Here is a 20,746-nt window from a genome sequence, read left to right as displayed (position 1 = left end):
AATATTATGCCAAGGAGTTTTTACGAATTACTCAAAAACGAGGAATTAAAAACAGTATGTGTAAATACCCCTGGGAAAATGGGAAAGCAGAGCGTATCAATGGAATTATAAAAAACAATTATTTACGGCATCGAAAAATCCATAATTTCGAAATGCTGGTCAAAGAAGTTGACCGAGCAGTATCACTTTATAATCAGGAAAAGCCTCATATTGAGTTAAATAGAATGTCACCTATTGCTTTTGAAAAAAAACTATTAAATTTAAATCAAGCTATATGCTAAACAAAAAATACTTGAATACTAATCAAGTATAAATGACATAAAACGGTCAACTTCATTCAGGCATTCACAATTTATAATTTATCATTCACCATTTACCATTATTTATAATTTCTTCACGTATTCCATCGGAGTGGTGTCCTCCTCTTCTTGAAATGCACTAATGAAACGGTACAGGGTACCAAAGCCAGAGGCTAAAGCAATAGCTTCCATTTCTTCTTGACTCAAATTTTGGTTTTTTTGTTCTTCTAAAAGGGCCTTGGCGTGTGCAATGCGCAATTGTGCCCGCAATTTAGTGAACTTGGATTTGATGATGTAATTGAAGCAATAATAAATATGGTGCTTGGGAATATCGAGCTTCAATGCCACAAAATCTACATTAAAATCAGGATCTAAATACCATTTTTCTTCATGGATATGATCTAAAATATATTTGGCGTCCTGTTGAAATGGATCATCCGACTTCCCTACAAAAGAATATACATCACTTGCATCAACCTTATGTTCAAAATTCTTTCTCTTCCCCTTTTTATGAATAGGAATACCATATAAAATTGGAGGAAATGCTAGAATCAATAAAGGGATGGTCAAGAAAAAGATACCTGTCAAATAGCCGAGAGGAGAAGAATTTACTAATTCCTTATTCACCACATCAGAAAAAATAAACATAATGGCTCCAGCAAAATAGCTGGCACAAGCTAAAGTGGACAAGGAAATTAACCAAACTAACCAGCGCTTAATTAAGGTTTTTTGAGCAGAAATAGGCGTATATTTTGCCAAACTGCGGTTGTATCGAAGAAATAAGGATATAGTCGCTATCAAATAAATCATAAAAATCATTGGACGGCCAATCACATTGAAATAACTCGGATATAGTACTCCTTCATTCCATACTTTAAGTACTTCTGGACGATCAATAATCTTACGGGCTACCTCCAATTTATAATCCCAGTTTTTGAAATAAAAGGGCAATATCGATAAAAATGAAAATGCAGCAGGAATGAAATGTAAATAATCCTTTTGTGACAATTTATTGCGGTCGGTTAAAGTACCGCGAACATAAAAAAACAAAAATGGTCCAAACAAATAATACGTCGGTGTAATGTGGTAATTAAATACCGCCATCAATGACTCATTATCTCCCATAAAAGCAAAATAATGCAAAAGGCCTGATAAGGCGATAGCCACCAAAAAACCTGTTAAATAGATGGTATTTTTGTTAACACGAAAGTTAAACACGGCCAATACCAAGGAAATAATGAGTTTGAAAGCGACTATGTAGATTAACATTTTCTAATTCAATTATTTCGGTTTGACATTAGAATGGCTGGGAAAAAATAAGCTCCAATGCCAAGTGAATCTGCAGAATTGATTTCTGTAGTTTCACCATTGAGATTGCCGGAGATATTGTAATTACAGAACAGCTCAAACTTAATTATAGAATGGTAAACGCAAAGGTATATTGATTTTTGAATCAGCCTAATATTTTCACTAATATTTTCGACACACATCGATCAACAAAAGAGTGCTCAATCTCCTTTAAATAACATTTACGTAGCTAAATCATTCGTATTGAATAGACTACCTTTCATCATAAACATTAAGAAAAATTTAACTAAAAATTATTAGTATAAATCATATGGCAAGAAGCTTTCTTGAATATCCAAGACTTTCTAATGGGTACATGGAAAAAAAATACCCACGAATACCCTTTAATAAATACCCAGCTTACCTCATAAAGACCTGAATGTTTTATGAGGAAAAATCTTATTTTTGCCAACCATTATCCAAAAAACATTCAACCTATCCAATTATGCTAAAATTGTCTCTCAGTTTGATTTATTCTTTTTTACTATTTTGGGGATACCAATATCTGCAACCGCATTTCTCTGAAAAAAATACAAAATCATCTATTTACATCGATACCTTATCTAATGCTTCAGCATGGCCTACACAAGATATCCAAGTAAGTAATTTTGCCTCGTCTGACATTACTCCTAGTCCTGCCTGTATTGCCGTTGCAGCCACGGGAGAAGTATTTGTGGGTATTGACCAAATTGGATCTCTAGGAAAAACACCCGGAAAAGGATATATCTTAAAATTGACGGACTCCAATCATGATGGCCGTGTAGATCAGCAAAGTAAATTTGCTATGGTAGATAATCCCAGAGGTATTATTTCCTTGGGTGATAAATTATATGTGCTACATACCGTCTTTTCTCCAGAAACCAAAAAAGCTACGGGTATGGATTTGGTCGTTTTTGAAGATAAAAATAAAGACGGCCTAGCAGATGGTCCATCAAGCCCCTTAATTCAACACATTAGTTCTCCCAAGTTTTTGCAAAGCCGAGGTACAGACCATGCTACCAATGGTATCCGAATGGGTATCGATGGTTGGATTTATATTGCAGCGGGCGACTTTGGTTTTCATAATGCGACGGATCGAAGCGGAAAGAAAATTACCATGTTAGGTGGTGGTATTGTTCGCGTAAGGCCTGATGGCACCGAAATGGAAGTCTATACCCACGGTACTAGAAACATCTACGACGTGGCCATTGACCCCTACATGAACATTTTCACTCGGGATAATACCAATGATGGTGCGGGTTGGAACATTCGTTTTAGCCACCACATACAATCTGGTGAATACGGCTACCCTTTACTATTTAAACATTTTACGGAAGAGATTCTTCCTGCCCTAGTGGATGTAGGCGGTGGATCTGGTACTGGTTCTTTATTCATGGATGAGCCAACTTGGCCTGCTAAATACAATCAAGTACCGATGATGGCTGATTGGGGAAATAGTATTTTGTATATTCATCGGGTAACACCTGACGGAGCTAGTTATACGCAAAAAGATGAGACATTCATTAAATTAAAGCAAATAACTGATTTAGACGTAGATGGTTCTGGTCGTTTGTATTTAGCTGCCTGGGATGGCGCTGGTTATTCAGGTAACCCAAACAAAGGTTTTGTAGTGAGGGCCGTACCTAAAGGCTGGACCTACCAAGCTTTTCCACAGGTTAGCCAATTGTCGAACGATGAATTAGTCAAACTTTTACAATCCAACAGTGCTGTGGCTCGTTTAAATGCACAACAAGAATTATTAAACCGAGATTTAAAAACAACGGCTTCCATTGCTTGGAAATTAGCTGCAGATAAAAAAGCACCTTTGTATGCGCGTTCGGCAGGTATATTTACTTTTGCTCAAGCTACGAACGAACAAGGCATCTTACAATTACTTAAATTACTCGCTGACAAAGAAGTGAAAGAGTTGGCAATCAGAGCTTTGGCCGACAGAAAAACCAAAAACAAATTAGTCCCCATTCAGCCAATCGTTTTAGCATTACAAGATGCCTCTCCAAGAGTCCGTGTAAGTGCTGCCATTGCATTGGGAAGATTAGGAAAACAAGAAGCCATTCCTGCTTTATTGGCCGTTAAGGTACCTAGTTCTTTTGTTGCACCTCCCAAAGACCAAGAAGGTCCGCATGCAACACCCAATTCAGCTATCATTCCTGCACACGTAGCTGTTCAAGCCTTAGTAAAATTGAATGCGGTAAATGCAAGTGTCAAAGCTATTTCTGGTCCCAATTCAAGCATGGCTTTATGGGCATTGCGCTACATGCACCAGCCTGTAGTTGTGCAAGGTTTAATTGCTGCTTATAAAAAATCGAACAATCCAACGTTTAAAAAGCAGTTATTGGCTAATCTAGCCCGTATTTACAAAAAAGAAGCTCCATACGAAGGAGAATATTGGTGGAGCACCAAGCCCAATGGTCATGGACCTTATTATAAAACAGTGGATTGGGAGTCAAGCCCAATCATCAAAGAATTTATGTTAGCTGAGTTCCAAAAAGCCTCAGCGGCAGACAAAGCTTATTTCGTGGATTTGAATGAAAAAAACCAAATGGAAATTGCGGAATTAGGAACGAATCCAAACAATCTAGTCAAAGAGGAACCAAAAGTAGACTTGGCTTCTATCCGAAACAAAAAAGGTCAAATTGGGAATGCTTCTATAGAAGACATTATGTTAGCTATGGCTCAAATCAAAGGTAATCCAGCTACAGGTAGAGCCTTATTCACCAAGCAAGGTTGTGTTGTTTGCCATAGTTTAAAAAGCGGTGAGACCATGAAAGGTCCATTCATGGGTCAAATTGGAGCCATCATGAGCCGTGAACAGATTGCCGAATCCATCTTGAAGCCCAATGCCTCCATCTCACAAGGTTTTGTAACGGTATTGGTAACAACGAAAGATAAAAAAGAGCATATGGGTTTTGTAACAGCGGAATCCCCCGATCGAATTGTGATGAGAGACATTACTGGACAAATTACCAGCATCCGAACTGCTGATATTCGGTCAAGAAAAGAGATGGAAACATCGATGATGCCCGATGGTTTAACGAATGAACTTTCTTATGAAGAGTTTGCCTCCTTAATCACTTTCCTTTCTGAACAGAAAAAGTAATAGTTAAAATAGAGTGAATTAGGATTAAAAAAAGCTCAGGTTTTAAACCCTGAGCTTTTTTTATAGCTGATTTAAACTCGTAAAAAATCTCCTTGCCAATTATGAATGGATTTCTTAATCTCTTTCGAGCTTAAATTGTTCAAAATGGCTCTGTCGATCAAAGGCAATAACTCCTCATCACTGGCAAAACGTAAGGCAACAATCTGTCTGATGTTAAGCAAATTTTCCTTTTCGGTAAAAGGTACTTGGGTTAATTGATAATAACGTAATCGCATTTCCAAACGGATAATTCTGTCTTGATTTCGATTGGCATAAATTCGATTAATAAATGAAATCAAAATAAACAGGACTCCGACCAATAAATACAGCCAATCATTAACTGGATCTTCCAAGGTTAATTCAACTGTCCAAATAAATAAGAAAAAGGCAAGAGGTAAAATGATAAAATGATGTAAATGATAATACCGAGTGTGACTTTCGTAATCTTGATTCATAAGCTGAGAAATTTATTAAAAATTAGTATGAGAGTAGAATGTAGATGCAAAATTGCTTAAATTTTATCAAAATGATACTATGAATAAGTAAGCTTTAAATTAAATTGTTAAATCTGACATTAAGGCAAATTTAAGGCATCAAATAGGCTTATACGGTGTACATGATTAGACATCCTCCCTTTAAACTAGTACAAAAAAAGCTAGCGGAGAATGAATTCACCCCCATACATGTCAATGGCATAAATGGCGAATGAATTTCTGTTATGAACAATAATTCAACATTTAGCCTTAAATTCAGTTCATAAATAAAATCTGCTTTTCGAATGTACGTCGACTTAGAACGAATTCTTCTTTCCATACTCATAGGAGCCATTATTGGTTTAGAAAGGGAATACCGTTCCAAATCAGCTGGATTAAGAACTATGATTCTGGTTTGCGTGGGCTCTTGTATTTTCACTTTACTATCCTATAAAATTGGATTGGGTAGTCAAGATAGAATTGCCGCCAATGTCTTAACGGGTATTGGTTTTTTGGGCGCCGGAGTCATATTTAGAGAAAAAGATCGAGTAACAGGAATCACCACAGCAACCACAATATGGGTGGTTTCAGCCTTAGGAATGACCATTGGTGCTGGTTTTGAATTATTGGCATGTGTTACTTCCGCCATTGTCATAATCATTTTAAGTGCCTTTATTTTGGTTCAAAATCTGATCAGCAAACTTAATCACGTACGTGTATATACGTTAAAATTCGAGTTTAGCGATTCCTTTGATTACAAGCATGTGGAGGCCTTATTTAAAAAACTTAAAATGAAAATTCTATATTCCCAGAAAATAAAATCAGGTAAAGACTTCACCTTTAACCTAACCGTTCAAGGTTCAGAAAAAGCACATCACCTAATAGCGAGTCAGCTGCTGAAAAATGATAAGATTAAGCATTTGGAGTTTTAATAGTTATTAGGGATTAGGGACTGGGGGTTTTGTTAGGTAAATAAATCATGTCAAAAGAGTTAAGAATCAGTATTATTGGAGGAGGAGCAGCGGGGTTTTTTGCCGCTATTTCAGCAAAGCAGCACAATCCAACGGCACATGTCCAAATCCTCGAAAAAACCTCTCATTTTTTAGCTAAAGTAAAAATATCGGGGGGCGGTAGGTGCAATGTCTGTCACGCTGAATTCAACAACAGAAAATTAGCAGAGCATTATCCTAGAGGAGAGAAATTCCTTAAAAAAGCCTTTGAGCAGTTTGATGCCACTTCCACGATGGAATGGTTTGAGCAAAGGTTGGTCGCCCTTAAAACCTATTCCGATGGTTGTGTATTTCCACTATCCAATACCTCCCAAAGCATCATCGATTGTTTCTTGAGGGAAGCCAAAAAACTTGATATCGAATTACTTTTACACCACAGCATAGATACCATAGAAAAGCTAGAAGGTGGCGGATTTGTACTTCGTTCCAAAGATAAAACGATAACTACTGATCGGGTTATTGTGACCACTGGTGGTCAACCCAAATTAAGTGGCCTTCATTGGTTGGAATCGTTGGGTCACCAGGTTATTCCTCCAGTTCCTTCTCTCTTTACTTTTAACATGCCCGAAGAACCCATCAAGGAATTTATGGGATTAGTGGTTGAAAAAGCAACAGTACGAATCGAAGGCCAAAAATTAGTTGGTAAAGGACCCCTACTGATCACGCACTGGGGAATGAGTGGTCCTGCCATTTTACAGTTATCAGCTTGGGGAGCACGCAGCTTAGCTGATGTCAATTATCAATTCAGCATTTTAGTCAATTGGTTAGATGAAACCAAAGAATCTGAACTTCGAGTGAGCTTAGAAAATACCCGCAAAGTCCATGGCGGTAAAATGATTTCCAATCATTGTCCTTTTCCTATTCCAGCCCGACTTTGGAATTTCTTACTCTCCAAAAATGAGATTATCCTAAGCTCTCGTTGGATTGAGACGAATCCCAAACAAATCAATAAACTGGTCAATACGTTGTTAAATGACCGATACCAAGTACAAGGAAAAACTACATTTAAGGAGGAATTTGTCACCGCAGGGGGAATAGATCTCACCGAAATCCATGTTCAAAGCATGGAAAGCAAATTAGTGCCTGGATTATTTTTTGCCGGTGAAATCATGGACATTGATGGTATAACTGGTGGATTTAATTTCCAAGCTGCCTGGACTACTGGTTTTATTGCAGGAAAAAATGCAGCCCTATAAGCCTGTAAATCAGGTTGACAATTGACTTTAATTTGAATATTTTTGTTCGTGTCTATCAAGCATTACGATAAACCATTTTCTTTACTCTACCTATGACCATATGAACAGAAGAAGCGCCTTAAAAAACCTAAGCTTAGTTTTAGGTACTTCCGCTTTACCCAGCTGGGCCTACCAATGGAACCAACAGTCCTTTTCAGCATCACTAGGACCTAATACTGAATTATTAGGCGCAGTTGTGAATGCCATCATTCCTGAGACAGATAGTCCTGGTGCCAAGACCATTGGAGCTCATTTGTACATTGAGCGGATGGTGAAAGATTGTATGAGTAAAGAAGACCAACAAGCCTTCCAAAATGGATTACAAAAGCTAGCCTCCGCTGCTTTGAAAAACTTCCAAAAGGCCTTCCCCAAGTTAAGTAGTCAAGAGCAAATCAGCCTATTGGCTAGCTTACAAAATTCCACTCTACCAGAGGAAAATCAATTTTTCAAACGCTTAAAAGGTTTGACCGTGGCTTCTTATACGAGTTCGGAGTATTTCCTAACCCAACATAGAAATTATACCATGGCCCCTGGTTTTTACCATGGCTGTGTTCCTGTTCAATAAGCTATTTACTCTCAAGACATGTCTAATTTTAATATAGATTCAAAAAAACAAAGAACCTTTGACGCCATTGTAGTAGGTTCTGGTATTAGTGGCGGCTGGGCTGCCAAAGAACTGTGCGACAATGGTTTAAAGACTTTGGTATTAGAGCGTGGTAGGGATGTAAAACACATTGTGGATTACCCAACCACCTTGAAAGAGCCATGGGAATTTGATCATTTAGGGGCATTGACCAAAGAAATGAAAGATGCGAATCCCATTGCCACCAAATGCTATGCATTCAATGAAGATTCATCCCACTTTTTTGTTAAAGATAAAGAGCACCCATACATTCAAGAGAAACCGTTCGACTGGATTCGTGGATATCAAGTAGGTGGTAAATCCTTGCTATGGGCTCGTGGTACACAGCGTTGGTCTAAATATGACTTTGAAGGACCTGCCCGTGATGGATTTGATAATCATTGGCCAATCACTTACCAAGATTTAGCTCCATGGTACAGTCATGTAGAAATATTTGCGGGTGTTAGTGGAAATAAAGATGGTTTAGAGCAATTGCCAGACGGTGAATTCTTGCGTCCACACGAGCAATCGTGCGTAGAAAAGCATTTTTCATCCGAAATGAAAAAGCACTATAAAGGCAATAGACCCGTGATCATTGGTCGATGTGCTCACCTGACAGATCCTCAACCGATCCACTTCAAACAAGGTAGAGCTCAATGTCAGCAGCGTGATTTATGCCAAAGAGGATGTCCTTATGGTGGCTATTTCTCTAGTAATGCCTCCACCCTACCATGGGCACAAAACACCGGTAATTTAACGCTAAGACCAAACTCCGTGGTTCATTCTGTCATCTACGATGAAAAATCAGGCAAAGCCTCTGGGGTTAAAGTGATTGACAGTAAAACAAAGGAAGAAATACATTATTATGCCAAAATCATCTTCTTAAATGCGGCGACCATCAATACCAACTTGATTCTCCTGAATTCTAAGTCGCACCGCTTCCCGAACGGACTTGGTAACGACAATGGTTTGATGGGGCATTATATTCACTTCCACAACTTCCACACAGGCATGTCGGCCGAATATGAAGGCATGTTGGAAAGTAAAACAGAAGGTATTCGCCCTAATGGCAGTTATATTCCTCGTTTCCGCAATGTTTTCAAACAAGAGACCGATTTCTTACGTGGTTATGCTGCAGGCTTTAGCGCTCGCCGGCCGATTATTGGTAATCAAGAAGGCATTGGTCAAGAATTGAAAGATCATTTATTCCAAAAGAAATATGGTAATTGGCAGGTTGGTTCTCATTTCATGGGGGAAACCATCCCGAAACATTCCAACTATGTCAAATTAGATGGGAGTAAAAAAGACGACTGGGGAGTTCCTTTAGCCCGATTGAACGTAGATTTTGATGATAATGACCGTAAAATGGAACAAGATTATCAAGATCAAATGACAGAAATGTTGACGTTGGCTGGCTTTAAAAACATCAAAGCTAATCCAAAAAAGACCTGGAATCCGGGATTGGATATTCATGAGATGGGTGGTGTCATCATGGGAAATGACCCTAAAACCTCTCAATTAAATAAATGGAATCAATTACATCATTGTAAAAACGTCTTTGTAACGGATGGGGCCAGTATGACCTCCAATTCCACGCAGAATCCTTCCTTAACCTACATGGCCTTGACCGCTCGAGCAGCGAATTATGCGGTGGCGGAATTGAAGAAGAAAAACCTGTAATTAATGGTGAATGGTAAATGGTAAATGGTTTCTATTATGAAAAAAAGCGTTGTTTTTGCCTGTGGAGTTTACCTTTTACCTCTATTCCTATTTCTGTCTTTTCCTTCATTGGGGAAAACGGGGGCGGATTCTTCTGCTTATAGGTCGGTATTAAATTTGGCCTATGGTCATGCTCCTGAGGAAAGGAATTTATTGGATATATTTTTACCAAATCAAGTCAATGCCAATACCAAAATGCTGGTATTCATTCATGGGGGCTATTGGACCAAAGGAAGTAAAAACCAATTACCGAAACCCTTGATTCAACTATTAGCTGGCAAAAAAGGCTATGCGGTGGCTTCCATCAATTACCGTCTCGTTAAAGAGGATCAAAATCGTTATCCAGTCCAAATCGACGATATCCAACAAGCTTTACGGTTCTTAAATTCAAAGGCTGATAGCCTAGGTTATAAAAAAGGGGAATTTGGTCTTTTAGGTGCCAGCGCAGGGGCATATTTGGCATTAATGTATGCTTATACTGCGGATCCTAAAAAAGAAATAAAAACGGTCATTGATATTGTTGGACCGACCGACTTCACCGATCCGATGGTCCGAGGAAAAAATGCTGAAGCAGACAAAACCATCACCAATTTCTTGGGGGTGGCAGACCCCAATGCTCCATTAGCTAAAGAATCTAGTCCTTTGCTTCGTGTGAATGCTTCTAGTGCGGTTCCCACCATCATTTTTCATGGGGAAAATGACGAAGTGGTACACGTGCAACAAGCCAAGAACCTCTACACTAAACTTAGCCAATTAGGTGTTAAAACCCAGCTAGAACTTTACCCAAATGAAACACATGAAATGCGTAAAAGCCTCTTCAGTGTTTTCTTTAAAATGGGTATTTGGTTAGATCAAGTTTACCCGAGTGGTTTGAAAAACTAGCGTACAGGCTCTAATATTACTTGATAGCGGAGTTTATTTTCGGCCTGAGTGGCTAATTTAAATCCCACAAATCGCGTATTGGGGTTAGGCGCATCATAGTCGTGCTTAGGCTCGGTAGACCAGCTTATCCATTCACCTTTCACACCTTTCAATTCCAGATTCAATCGTTTACCCTGTTGAGTTAAATAGGCCTTACCTTTTCCACCTGCATGAAATTCCGCAGCGGTTACCATCGTCCAAACTAATTCCCCATCCTGATTTCCCACTTGTACTTGATCACTTATCTCAAGCACTCGTTTGTTTACCAGAGCTACTTGTCGGGATACTCTTTGGGCTTGTTCAGAATACAATGAGCTCAAATCCAAAATTACCTCCATCCTTCTATTGGACTCTTGTTTCCATTGAATCTCTGCTTTTCCTTTTACCGCTTGCAATTGATTGTTGAGCGTCAAGGTATTGTGCGACCTATTATGATAACGGAAAACATCCCAACGCTGAGCGTTTTGCTCCTTACCCCAAATACCTACTCCTTTGGATTCTAAGGACTCGTAATTCTGCATGCCAAAATCCATAGCCCAGCGCTCTCCCAGTGCATCAAACACGAAAGAACCTACGTCCATGTGGCCATGGTTTACTGAGGGAGAGCCGCCTTTGACACCTACATACAAGGCATTAGGGTCTGTCCAAGAAGACCGCATCATCGCTACCGGATTAGGGCCACCACCTAGATAACTGAATGGCTTTGGAATAGCTTGATTGACCAAGGAAGCCTCTTTCCCCCAAACCATGACCAATGGTAAAAGTCGGTCCGTAACCAAGTTTTTGGCACTTTTTAATGTGTTTATCTCCGTAAATAAAAGACTCGTATTTTTCGTCTTAGCCGCAAACCAAAACATAGCCGGGTGAAAATCGATTCCATCCCCCGAATCTGAATAATTAAAATTCTTTCCAGAAGGACCCGTCATGTGAAGCAGGTAATAAGCACTTGCATAAAACCCAGGTGATTCATTTAATCCAAAACTAGAGCCATAAGCCTTTTCTATGGCATCATTGTATAACACTTGAAACGAAGTTCCATAGCCCCAATAGGCATAACCCTCTGGGTAAGCACCGTCTGGGCCATAATCTTTCATGGGTAAAACAATGGACTTTTGTGCTCTTTGTAACAATTCCTGAGCTTTATCTGGGTAATCCTCTTGTATAGCCAATATCCCTAAACTTATGCCTGCATTACATACTTGGTTCCAATTATGACTTGCTTGAAGCCAACTGGTATATCGCTTATCATAAGAGGGTTCTATTCCTTTGGATAGGATCGCTGCTTGAATGATTTTTTTGGACTCTGGATTTAAAGCTTCAAATAACCAATCGTAACCAATGGCAACTGCTGTAGTCATTTCTGCCACATCCAAAAAATGCGATGGATTCCAATCGGTAAATTGACAAATTTGAAGCAACTCTTTCTCTACCCTTTGAGCATATTTGGGCTGTTGGGTCATTCGGTAAGCATAGGACCAAAATAAAGTCCTACGTAGCATTTCTCTGGAAACACCCAGAAGCCTCCGACCGATCTGTTTACGGACCAAAGGCTCTTTCAAAAGTAGTACATCGGCTTCCTTTAAAATCTGTTGGTGTAAATTGGCCCATATTGTATCTTGTTGAATATTTTGATGAATGATGGCCTCATCGGATTTTAAAAACAATAGGCGAGGATGCCCTTGGGCAGCTGGAATCAAATGCTTAAAATCTTGTGCCCAAGCAATTTGGGCTATGAATAGCCAATAAATCAGGAATCCTTTTTTCATCTTGTTCTAATAGGTTTTGTCATGTCAAACTTTTGTAAATTTGACGATTATGCTGTCATGGCATAACCAAATATATGAAATCATTGAGCAAGCTGTATTGTATTTCCCTACTTTTGATCTTTTGCTCTTTACATGGCTTGGCTCAACAAAGCTATACACTGTCGGGTAGCATTGTAGATAAACAAAAAAAGGAAGGCGTTTCCTTTGCTCATGTGTATCTAAATGGCACATCTTTTGGTACCCAAGCTGACGACAAGGGGAATTTCATGTTGAAAAACGTTCCAGCAGGAAATTATCAATTTCTCATTTCTATGGTGGGTTACCAGCCACTTGCTGTGTCTATTTCAATTCATCAGGATGATAAAAAACTACACTTTGAGATGTTGGAAAACATCACCGATTTAGCCGAAATAAAGGTACAAGGCCAAAGAGACCGTGTTTGGGAGAGGCAAATCCGACAATTTGAAAATGAATATTTAGGAAGGGATATCGATCGTGATTTAGTCAAAATCCTAAATAGGGAAGCCATCGATTTTGATTATGATCCAAGTACAAAAACCTTAAAAGCTAGTGCCAAAGAACCCCTTTTGATAGAAAATAAAGAACTCGGCTATCTTTACCATGGGTTTTTAGTGGGTTTTGAAAAAGCACCAAGGCAATTAAACTTTAAATCCAGTGGGTATTTTGAAGCATTAAACCCCAGTTCAAACAAAGAGAAGACCCAATGGGAGAAGAACAGAAAATATGCCTTCCAAGGCTCCATCAGGCATTTTTTACTAGCATTAGTGAACCAATCATTAATGAATGAGGGTTTTTATGTGACTTATTACAAAGAAAACCGAATGAGCAACCCGCCTCCTTTTAAGGTGGAAGAAGTGCTCTTTACAACGAATAAACCTGGCATTTATGCCATTGATTTAAAAGGCATCATCAACGTGGAATTTGATTCGCCAAGACAATTTTCCAAACTAAAACCCATGGCAAAGACCATTTTATTAGAAAGCAATGGGACCTTAGTAGATCCCTATGCCATCGAAGTATTTGGTAAAATGTCCGAGTCTAGAATGGGAAATGAACTCCCGCTGGATTATGTGTTTGAATTAAAAAAATAGGAATAAAAAAACACCCGACAGAGCCTATCGGGTGTTTTTACAAGAAATCAAATTACAATACTTGATCTGTATCGGTCGTAAATATTCGTGTACTAATGGTATAGCTTCCTCCATTAGGATCTTTATACTTCAGATCCATATAAAATGCTTGATACCCCTTTTTTACATAGGGAATTACGTATTTTGCCGTATTTCCTACAGGTTTCACACGCCTAGTCAACCATAAATTATTTCTAAAATCACGGTCAGCGGAAGTTGTCCCCCAAATAGCCGCATCTTCCAAATCAGTAGGATTGGCAGTAACGGTTAATTCAAAACCCTCTTTTCCTTTTACCACATTCCAAGTAGGTACTGGGAAATCTTTGTTCTGAAGAGACAAAGCAAAGAACGCACTTAATGCCTCGATCGCCTGTTTTCCTCCTGCCAAATCATGTCCGGCATTAGGTACGTAATGAATCAAGTTTTTACCCGGAATTTGATCAAAATAATGCTTGATGGCATCAGCAGTCCAATAAGGATCATTCGTTCCAATAAAAATCATTTTAGGAATGGTCATCGTAGCGCGGTACGAATAAGGATCGATCATGGTATTGATGGCCTTACCCACTGGGGTACCTGTTCCTTGTGGAATACCTAATTTAACATAGTCCTCAATTTGATCACTGTATTCCCCATAGGTATCTTTCTGGTAATTCAAGGTCGCAGGCATATTCAGCATATCAATCACCATAGGTCCAATCGCCTTCACGCGAGAATCGCCAATGGCGCTTGATAACCAGGTCGTCCAACCACGCTTAGAAGCTCCAGAAATCACAAAATCCTTCACTTGTATATTCGCCTTTTTGCTAGCAAACTCTTGAATAGCATCCATTCCTCTCACAGCCGATTTCACCATTGGAAATAACAAAGGCCAAGAATGGTCGCCCGTTTCTCGGTATTGATGTAAGGTGTACGAAATCAACTCATCTTCTGTTTTACCTCCATACAAGGGCTGATTAGGAACTTGCTTTATCAAGGCAACGATCGCATGGTTTTTAGAGGCTACCATGGATAAAAAAGTCCACATTTTATCTTCTTTACTCCAGTTGGGCTGCTCATCTTTATTGCTACCACCGGTAATAAAAAGCATAGCCCCTCCATAGTTCACTTTAGCTGGAATAATGATGGTCAACTGATGTTTCCAAGTGATATTTTGCCACTTTTGAGAAGTTAAAAGCACATGATAAGCATTGGAAGTACCTAAAGAAACGGAGTCCTTGAGTTCCCATTGGTATGACTTATCGCCATTAGCCATATAACTTTTCAAGGCCGTTTCCGGAGTAACTTTTTGGGCAAATACGGTAAAAGCCAAAAGGCAAATGACACTACTACATAAAACTATTTTTTTGATCATTGAATACATGTTTTTACACTGGTTTAAGGTTGAAATTTAAATTACCAAGGTTTTCCTGTTCCTTGAACTACCCAAGGTTTAGACCAAGGACTATTCTTTCCATCGGCTTCAGAATAGGTCGTTGTTTCTAATTTACTCATGGCAGCTTCTGTATTTACTTTGTTCAGATTTCTTTCATCCAACATGTAGTAAAAACGAACTGGCAATACTTTACGAATAGCTGCTGGGCCAGCGGTTAAGACAGGGAAACCAGTTCTGCGGTAATCAAACCAAGCCTCTTGAGCAGCAGTCCAGCTAGAAATCCATTTTTGTTCGATGATTTGCTTCAAAGTACCATCAAAAGCTACACCTGGATTTGCGATATAGGCAGCATATGTTCCACCTACGCCCCAAGTATCTAAGGAAGCTTTCACACCAGCCTCATAATGAGCTTTAGCGGTTCCACCCACGGCCCAGCCTTTTAAGGCAGCTTCTGCTAAGATAAAACGAACTTCTGCAGCCGACATCATTCTTGATTTCAACAAAGGCCCTTTAGCTTGACGGTAAATATCATTCACCCAAGAAACGTGCGGGTTATTGGCTCCTTGCTCGGCTGTAGGGCTCAAATTATAAGATGCACCACCAATGATTCCCGTGGGTAAACCTACATATTCAGGATGCGTATTGACATCTCTGCCTACTACTTTATCGGGAGCTAAATAACGTTTTCCCCCTTCTATTTTATCTGTTCCTTTCGGTAAGTTAGCATCTACCACCAAAGGGATCTGTACTTTATTAGCCCAAATACCAATCCGAGGATCTTTTAATTCCAATAATTTATTGACAAAGGTAGCCGCCAACTTAATCCGACGGTAATTGGATGCACTCGCATCATATACCGCATTGGATGGCCATGAATCGCTATCGCTATTTCCCGCAAATGGCATAGCCGCATCATCAGCTATGGCCGTAATGATAGGATACTGAGCCGCGTTAGCCAATATTTTCTCTATACCTGCTTTAGCTACGTCTGGTTTCTTGGAAGAAATACGCATGTAATAACGTAATGCCAATGAATTGGCTAACTTTCTCCATTTGGAGGCATTTCCTTGATAAAATACGTCGGATGCACCGGGTGTACTGGGATAAGAAGCTTTCGACAATAACGTATTGGCGGTTTCTAAATCCGCTAAAATACCCGTATAAATAGTTTCTTGGGTATCATACGCTGGAAAAGTATTGGTAGCGCCACCTGCTGCACCTTTAAGTGCTGCTGTATATGGAGCATCTCCCCATAAGTCAGTGATCAATCCAAACATCATGGATTTGGTCACAAGAGCAATACCCTGATGCAACTCCAAATTCAACGTAACTGAACGATTGTACACGTATTGATTATTGCGCAGTATGTCATAGTAAGAAGCCCAAGATTGACTTCCGCCCCACTCATAGGTATTGTGGCCACCCGACCAACCATCTTTTTGTGTATGCTGCATCACACCTGCGATGTCTTGGTATCCTAAGTTCACAAATGCCTTACCTGTTTCTGTTAACACGGTAGACATCACTAAATTAGGATTAGCTGTCTCTGGATTAATCCCATTGGGATTTTGGTTCAGCACGGTTAAATCCTTACAAGAGTAAAAACTCCCAGATAGGACTAGCACCAATGCCATTATTTTAAATGAAGTATTTTTCATGATCTTTTGCTGTCTAAATTTCATTAAAAAGTTAAACCTAATTTGAAACCAACAGGAATAACCCATGGAGTTACGTTGTAGCGCTCAATTCCTTGTTTGAATTGAGTACCACCTCCCTGAACACCTGCCTCTTGTTGGAAGGCTGTTTCAGGATCAATGTTAATTTTCGCTTTGGTCCAAAGAATGATATTGCGACTATACACCGAGAAATTGGCATTTTGAACACCTATTTTCTTCAACCATTGTTGTGGCAAATCAATTCCAATCGAAATCTCACGCAGTTTTACATAATCGGCATCATACAAGAAAGCCCGAGTAAATGACCAAGCAGTAGACCCTGCAAATGGCAGTGTAGTCGTACCTGCATTACCTAAATTTTCTTTAAATCCCGTTGGATTACCAGAAGTATCGTATCCAGTAGCAATTACACCAGGAATGAATACACCTCCATGAGGAAAGTTATAGGGTCCATATTTAAATCCATAAGGGCCATATTCTGGTGTAGGACCTCCCACTAATGGGAAATAATTACCTGTTATCTTAATTAAGTTCTCTTGGTTAGCTACTAAATAACTCTTCAGAGCATCTCCAGTCAAACCATTGGGATTAATTAATTTATCTAAGAACAACTGTGAACGTCCATTCTCTTCCCCATAACGATAGGTTTGAGAAACAAACTGACCACCACTACGCCAATCAAAGGACATATTTAAACTTAGACGCTTATAAGAAATGGATGTCTGCATACCCAAGATAAAGTCTGGGTTGAAGTTTCCAATCTTATTTCGGGTATTGATTGCGTCAACAGATTGCCATTTACCTGTATTATCCAAAATCGGATAACCAAAATAAGGAGAGGCTTTATCTTTTACGGTAACGATTTGTGCATCATAAATATCACCAATTTCCTCGCCAACATAAGTCCAAGCTCCACCTTTGGCATCTTGCCATAAGGTATAGTAAGGAAGGTCATCGGATAATTCCACAATTCTGGTTCTATTACGAGTCCAGTTTAAGTTAACATCCCAATTCCAGTTGGACGATTTAACTGGCGTGAAACCCATGGTGAATTCAATCCCTTTGCTAACTAATAAACCTGCATTCACGTTTTTCAAGGAATAGCCAGATGATGGAGGCAATTTGGTACTAAGGATTTGGTTTCTATTTTCCACCTGATAATAGGTACCCGAGAAGCGTAGTCGATTTCGATACATACTCAAATCAAAACCTGTCTCATAAGAGGTAACAATTTCTGGTTTCAAATCAGAAATCAATAAAGTTCCCGGAGTACTTAAACGAGGAATGCCGTCCCAAGTCCCCGCATTTCCTAAGGTTCCTAATAATTGATATGGATTGGCATCATTACCTACCTGAGCTACCCCACCACGGAATTTAAATAAATCCACTTGATTGGGCATATTAATCATTTCATTAATCAATACGCTCAAGGAAGCTGATGGGTAGAAATAAGAACGATTAGCCGCTGGCAAGGTACTAGACCAGTCGTTACGTGCCGTCACATCCAAGAAAATCATGTCTTTATAACCGATATTGGCTAAACCATATCCACTATAAATGGCACGTTGGAACCAAGTGCTGTAATAATCTAAATTGGCAGGAGCAATGTTTTGTACATTGAAAGCGCCTGGTACAATAAGGCCCGTTCCACTTTTACTAGCATTGGTGATGTTGGATCCCCGTTGATAACGAGCATTACCGCCGACAGAGAAAGATAGACTAAAGTCTTTGAGATCTTTTTTGTAGGTAGCTAAAAAATCTGCATTGCTTTCAAAGTTGGCCAAATTGATATTTCCATAAGCACCTCTAGGATCGTTGGTATAACTATTGGCAATTTTTAATTCACGCTGCTCGGTATAGGTATCCAAGGCATAGCGACCCATCAAACTAATTTCTGGGGTGATTTGATAATCCAAACGGATGTTACCAAACAAACGGTCACGTACAAATCCGTTATTTACCTCATTGGCCAAGAAATAGGGATTATTATAGACCGAATTATACTGGGTTCTTTGCTGCAAGCCTTCTTGACCTGGCATCCAATAATTTTTCAACTCTAAGATATCAATATGAGGAGAAACGTTGTATGCCCATTCCAAAGGATTGGTTCCACGGTTACCTGCTGGACGGTTATTGGATGAGGAACGACTGACGTCTAAATTATTACTTAAGGTCAACTTCTTATTGACTTTAATGGAAGTATTTAGGTTCAAGGTATTTCTAAACAAATCGGAATTAGGAATGATACCCCGATTCTGCATGTTGGAGTAAGACAAGCGGTAGTTGAACTGATCGTTACTATTCGCTATGGAGATACCATTGGTGGTAGTTATACCTGTTTGAACAAATTTAGCCACATTGTCTTTGTGAGAGATTAGGGGCATTGCTATTTTCTTGCCATTAGCATCCAATGGACTATTCCATTGTACTTCTGAATACCCTTTATCTAATTCGGCACCGTAGGTAGCACCTACTTCTTCTTGAATTAATTTACCGAAAGCATTGGAGAGTGGATTACCTGTAATAGAAACAGGAATGGCTGAAAATTGACCAGGGCCAAATTTGGTTTGCCATTTCAAATATTTATAAGGATTATCAAATACGGTATTGGACGTGATGTTGACCGTCATTTTCTTTGATTTGGATCCTGATTTGGTAGTAATTAAGACCACCCCATTTCCAGCTCTAGAACCATATAACGCAGCGGCGCTTGGACCTTTTAATACGGATACGTTTTCAATATCCTCAGGATTCAATCCTGAAATGGAATTACCAAAGTCAACCCGATTATCATTTCCAACTTGACTAATGTTATTTAAGGTATTGGCAATGGGAACACCATCGATCACAAATAAAGGTTGATTATCATTACTTAAGGAATTAGCACCACGAATAACCATGCTTACAGAGGAACCTGTTCCACCGGTAGAACTAATGGTGACACCAGCCATTTTACCAGCCATGGCATTTAACACGTTTTCTTGTGCTACACGGTTCATTTCTTTGCCATCCACTTTGGCCACGGAATAACCCAATGACTTTTCTTCCCTTCGTATACCTAAGGCCGTGACTACCACTTCATTTAACATGGAAGTAGCAGGAGATAAGGAAATATCGATTTTTTTCTGGTTACCTACACGAATCTCCAAAGGATCGTAACCGACTGAGGAAAAGACCAATACGGCATTGGGACCTGATACTTCAATGGAATAATTTCCAGCTTCATTGGAACTACTTCCACGGGAAGTACCTTTTAGGCTGACACTGGCTCCAGGGATTCCTGAACCATCTTGCTTGGAGCTGATTTTTCCGGTAACTACTTGACTTTGAGCCAACAATATTGGACTACAGCTTGCAAATAGCCACAAAGAAAAGAACCATCCCCTCAATTTTTGTTGAGTGAAGTTTACTTTCATGGTGGTGATAAATAGGTTTATAATAGTTGAACTGCGGGCAATATAGAAAATATTCTAATTTATCAAGTTAAATTTCCATTATTTTGGGGTAAAATAGTATGAACGGTTGGATTGAAGGGAGTTAATTATTTACTATGTGCATCAACAAAATTTGTAAAGTAATATTAATTAATAAAATACAAGTAAAATAAATATTTAATATATTATTTATTGATAATCAAGTAGTTATAAATTAAATACACGAATAGTAAAGATATATTCAAATTAAACAAATATTTACAAACAATGAACTTTGCTTGTTTTTGGTACTTTTAGACCTATTGCTATATTTTCCAAAACGAATAACATCATGCTTGCAAACGGGCCTTTTAAAGCACATGGCCATACGCGAGTTAAACGCATATTTTTTGTCCTTCGTTATAAATCGAGAACAGGATAGCTGTGTTGCAATTATAATTTGACAACAATTAAGCCTTACTTTGTATTGAAGAAAACCTACAACAGGAATTCTTTTGATTGAAAGCAGGTTACTCCTTGTTCTAAATAAACTCAAATCATATCAATTATCTTCTTGTCACAAGTAGGATTTGATACTACATT

Annotated in this window: 14 protein-coding genes; 8 read left to right on the top strand and 6 right to left on the bottom strand. The window is 39.0% G+C overall.

Annotation, left to right across the window (positions count from 1 at the left end; all coding sequences use genetic code 11):
* On the top strand, positions 1–281 hold a 281-nt coding region (locus G9H65_RS07940), incomplete at its 5' end, for an integrase core domain-containing protein (protein WP_166374798.1).
* 102 nt (positions 282–383) lie between these two features.
* On the opposite strand, the gene G9H65_RS07935 is transcribed toward G9H65_RS07940, so the two are convergent.
* The gene (locus tag G9H65_RS07935; RefSeq protein WP_166374797.1) at positions 384–1,568 is read right to left on the bottom strand and encodes a helix-turn-helix domain-containing protein; all 1,185 of its coding nucleotides are present in this window, start codon (positions 1,566–1,568) and stop codon (positions 384–386) included.
* 523 nt (positions 1,569–2,091) lie between these two features.
* Between G9H65_RS07935 and G9H65_RS07930 the strand changes: the two genes are divergently transcribed.
* A complete protein-coding gene (locus G9H65_RS07930; protein WP_166374796.1) occupies positions 2,092–4,743 on the top strand; it encodes a DUF7133 domain-containing protein in 2,652 nt (883 codons plus the stop codon).
* 71 nt (positions 4,744–4,814) lie between these two features.
* On the opposite strand, the gene G9H65_RS07925 is transcribed toward G9H65_RS07930, so the two are convergent.
* Positions 4,815–5,237 (bottom strand): DUF6526 family protein, encoded by a 423-nt coding sequence (locus tag G9H65_RS07925; RefSeq protein ID WP_166374795.1) that lies wholly within the window; start codon positions 5,235–5,237, stop codon positions 4,815–4,817.
* A gap of 323 nt (positions 5,238–5,560) precedes the next feature.
* On the opposite strand from G9H65_RS07925, the gene G9H65_RS07920 reads away from it, so the two are divergent.
* From G9H65_RS07920 to G9H65_RS07900, 5 genes are all read left to right on the top strand, one after another.
* Positions 5,561–6,187, top strand: a complete 627-nt coding sequence (locus G9H65_RS07920; RefSeq protein ID WP_166374794.1) for an MgtC/SapB family protein — start codon at positions 5,561–5,563, stop codon at positions 6,185–6,187.
* Between the two features lie 47 nt (positions 6,188–6,234).
* A complete protein-coding gene (locus tag G9H65_RS07915) occupies positions 6,235–7,461 on the top strand; it encodes a BaiN/RdsA family NAD(P)/FAD-dependent oxidoreductase (RefSeq protein ID WP_166374793.1) in 1,227 nt (408 codons plus the stop codon).
* A 100-nt stretch (positions 7,462–7,561) separates the two neighbouring features.
* A complete protein-coding gene (locus G9H65_RS07910) occupies positions 7,562–8,065 on the top strand; it encodes a gluconate 2-dehydrogenase subunit 3 family protein (protein WP_166374792.1) in 504 nt (167 codons plus the stop codon).
* A gap of 18 nt (positions 8,066–8,083) precedes the next feature.
* Positions 8,084–9,802: a GMC oxidoreductase gene (locus G9H65_RS07905; RefSeq protein WP_166374791.1), complete on the top strand. Its 1,719-nt coding sequence runs from the start codon at positions 8,084–8,086 to the stop codon at positions 9,800–9,802.
* A gap of 36 nt (positions 9,803–9,838) precedes the next feature.
* Positions 9,839–10,723, top strand: a complete 885-nt coding sequence (locus G9H65_RS07900) for an alpha/beta hydrolase (RefSeq protein ID WP_166374790.1) — start codon at positions 9,839–9,841, stop codon at positions 10,721–10,723.
* Here G9H65_RS07900 and G9H65_RS07895 read toward each other — a convergent pair.
* Positions 10,720–12,528 carry a heparinase II/III domain-containing protein gene (locus tag G9H65_RS07895; RefSeq protein WP_166374789.1) on the bottom strand — a complete coding sequence of 603 codons (1,809 nt, stop codon included), beginning with the start codon at positions 12,526–12,528 and terminating at the stop codon, positions 10,720–10,722. The two genes, G9H65_RS07900 and G9H65_RS07895, sit on opposite strands and share 4 nt — an antisense overlap.
* A gap of 74 nt (positions 12,529–12,602) precedes the next feature.
* Here G9H65_RS07895 and G9H65_RS07890 point away from each other — a divergent pair, with 74 nt between their 5' ends.
* The gene (locus G9H65_RS07890; RefSeq protein WP_166374788.1) at positions 12,603–13,640 is read left to right on the top strand and encodes a carboxypeptidase-like regulatory domain-containing protein; all 1,038 of its coding nucleotides are present in this window, start codon (positions 12,603–12,605) and stop codon (positions 13,638–13,640) included.
* A gap of 52 nt (positions 13,641–13,692) precedes the next feature.
* Here the strand turns inward: G9H65_RS07890 and G9H65_RS07885 are convergent, their stop codons facing one another.
* Genes G9H65_RS07885 through G9H65_RS07875 form a run of 3 tightly spaced genes read right to left on the bottom strand, consistent with a single transcriptional unit; the run spans position 13,693 to position 20,146 of the window.
* On the bottom strand, positions 13,693–15,033 hold the full coding sequence (locus G9H65_RS07885; protein WP_166374787.1) for a PhoPQ-activated pathogenicity-related family protein: 1,341 nt from the start codon (positions 15,031–15,033) through the stop codon (positions 13,693–13,695).
* A 41-nt stretch (positions 15,034–15,074) separates the two neighbouring features.
* Positions 15,075–16,712, bottom strand: a complete 1,638-nt coding sequence (locus G9H65_RS07880) for a SusD/RagB family nutrient-binding outer membrane lipoprotein (protein ID WP_166374786.1) — start codon at positions 16,710–16,712, stop codon at positions 15,075–15,077.
* Between the two features lie 23 nt (positions 16,713–16,735).
* Positions 16,736–20,146 carry a SusC/RagA family TonB-linked outer membrane protein gene (locus G9H65_RS07875; protein WP_166374785.1) on the bottom strand — a complete coding sequence of 1,137 codons (3,411 nt, stop codon included), beginning with the start codon at positions 20,144–20,146 and terminating at the stop codon, positions 16,736–16,738.
* Between the last annotated feature and the right edge of the window lie 600 nt (positions 20,147–20,746).

Origin of the sequence: Aquirufa ecclesiirivi (assembly GCF_011250515.1) — a bacterium.
Lineage (GTDB): Bacteria > Bacteroidota > Bacteroidia > Cytophagales > Spirosomataceae > Aquirufa > Aquirufa ecclesiirivi.
This window is presented reverse-complemented; position numbering and strand designations above follow the sequence as displayed.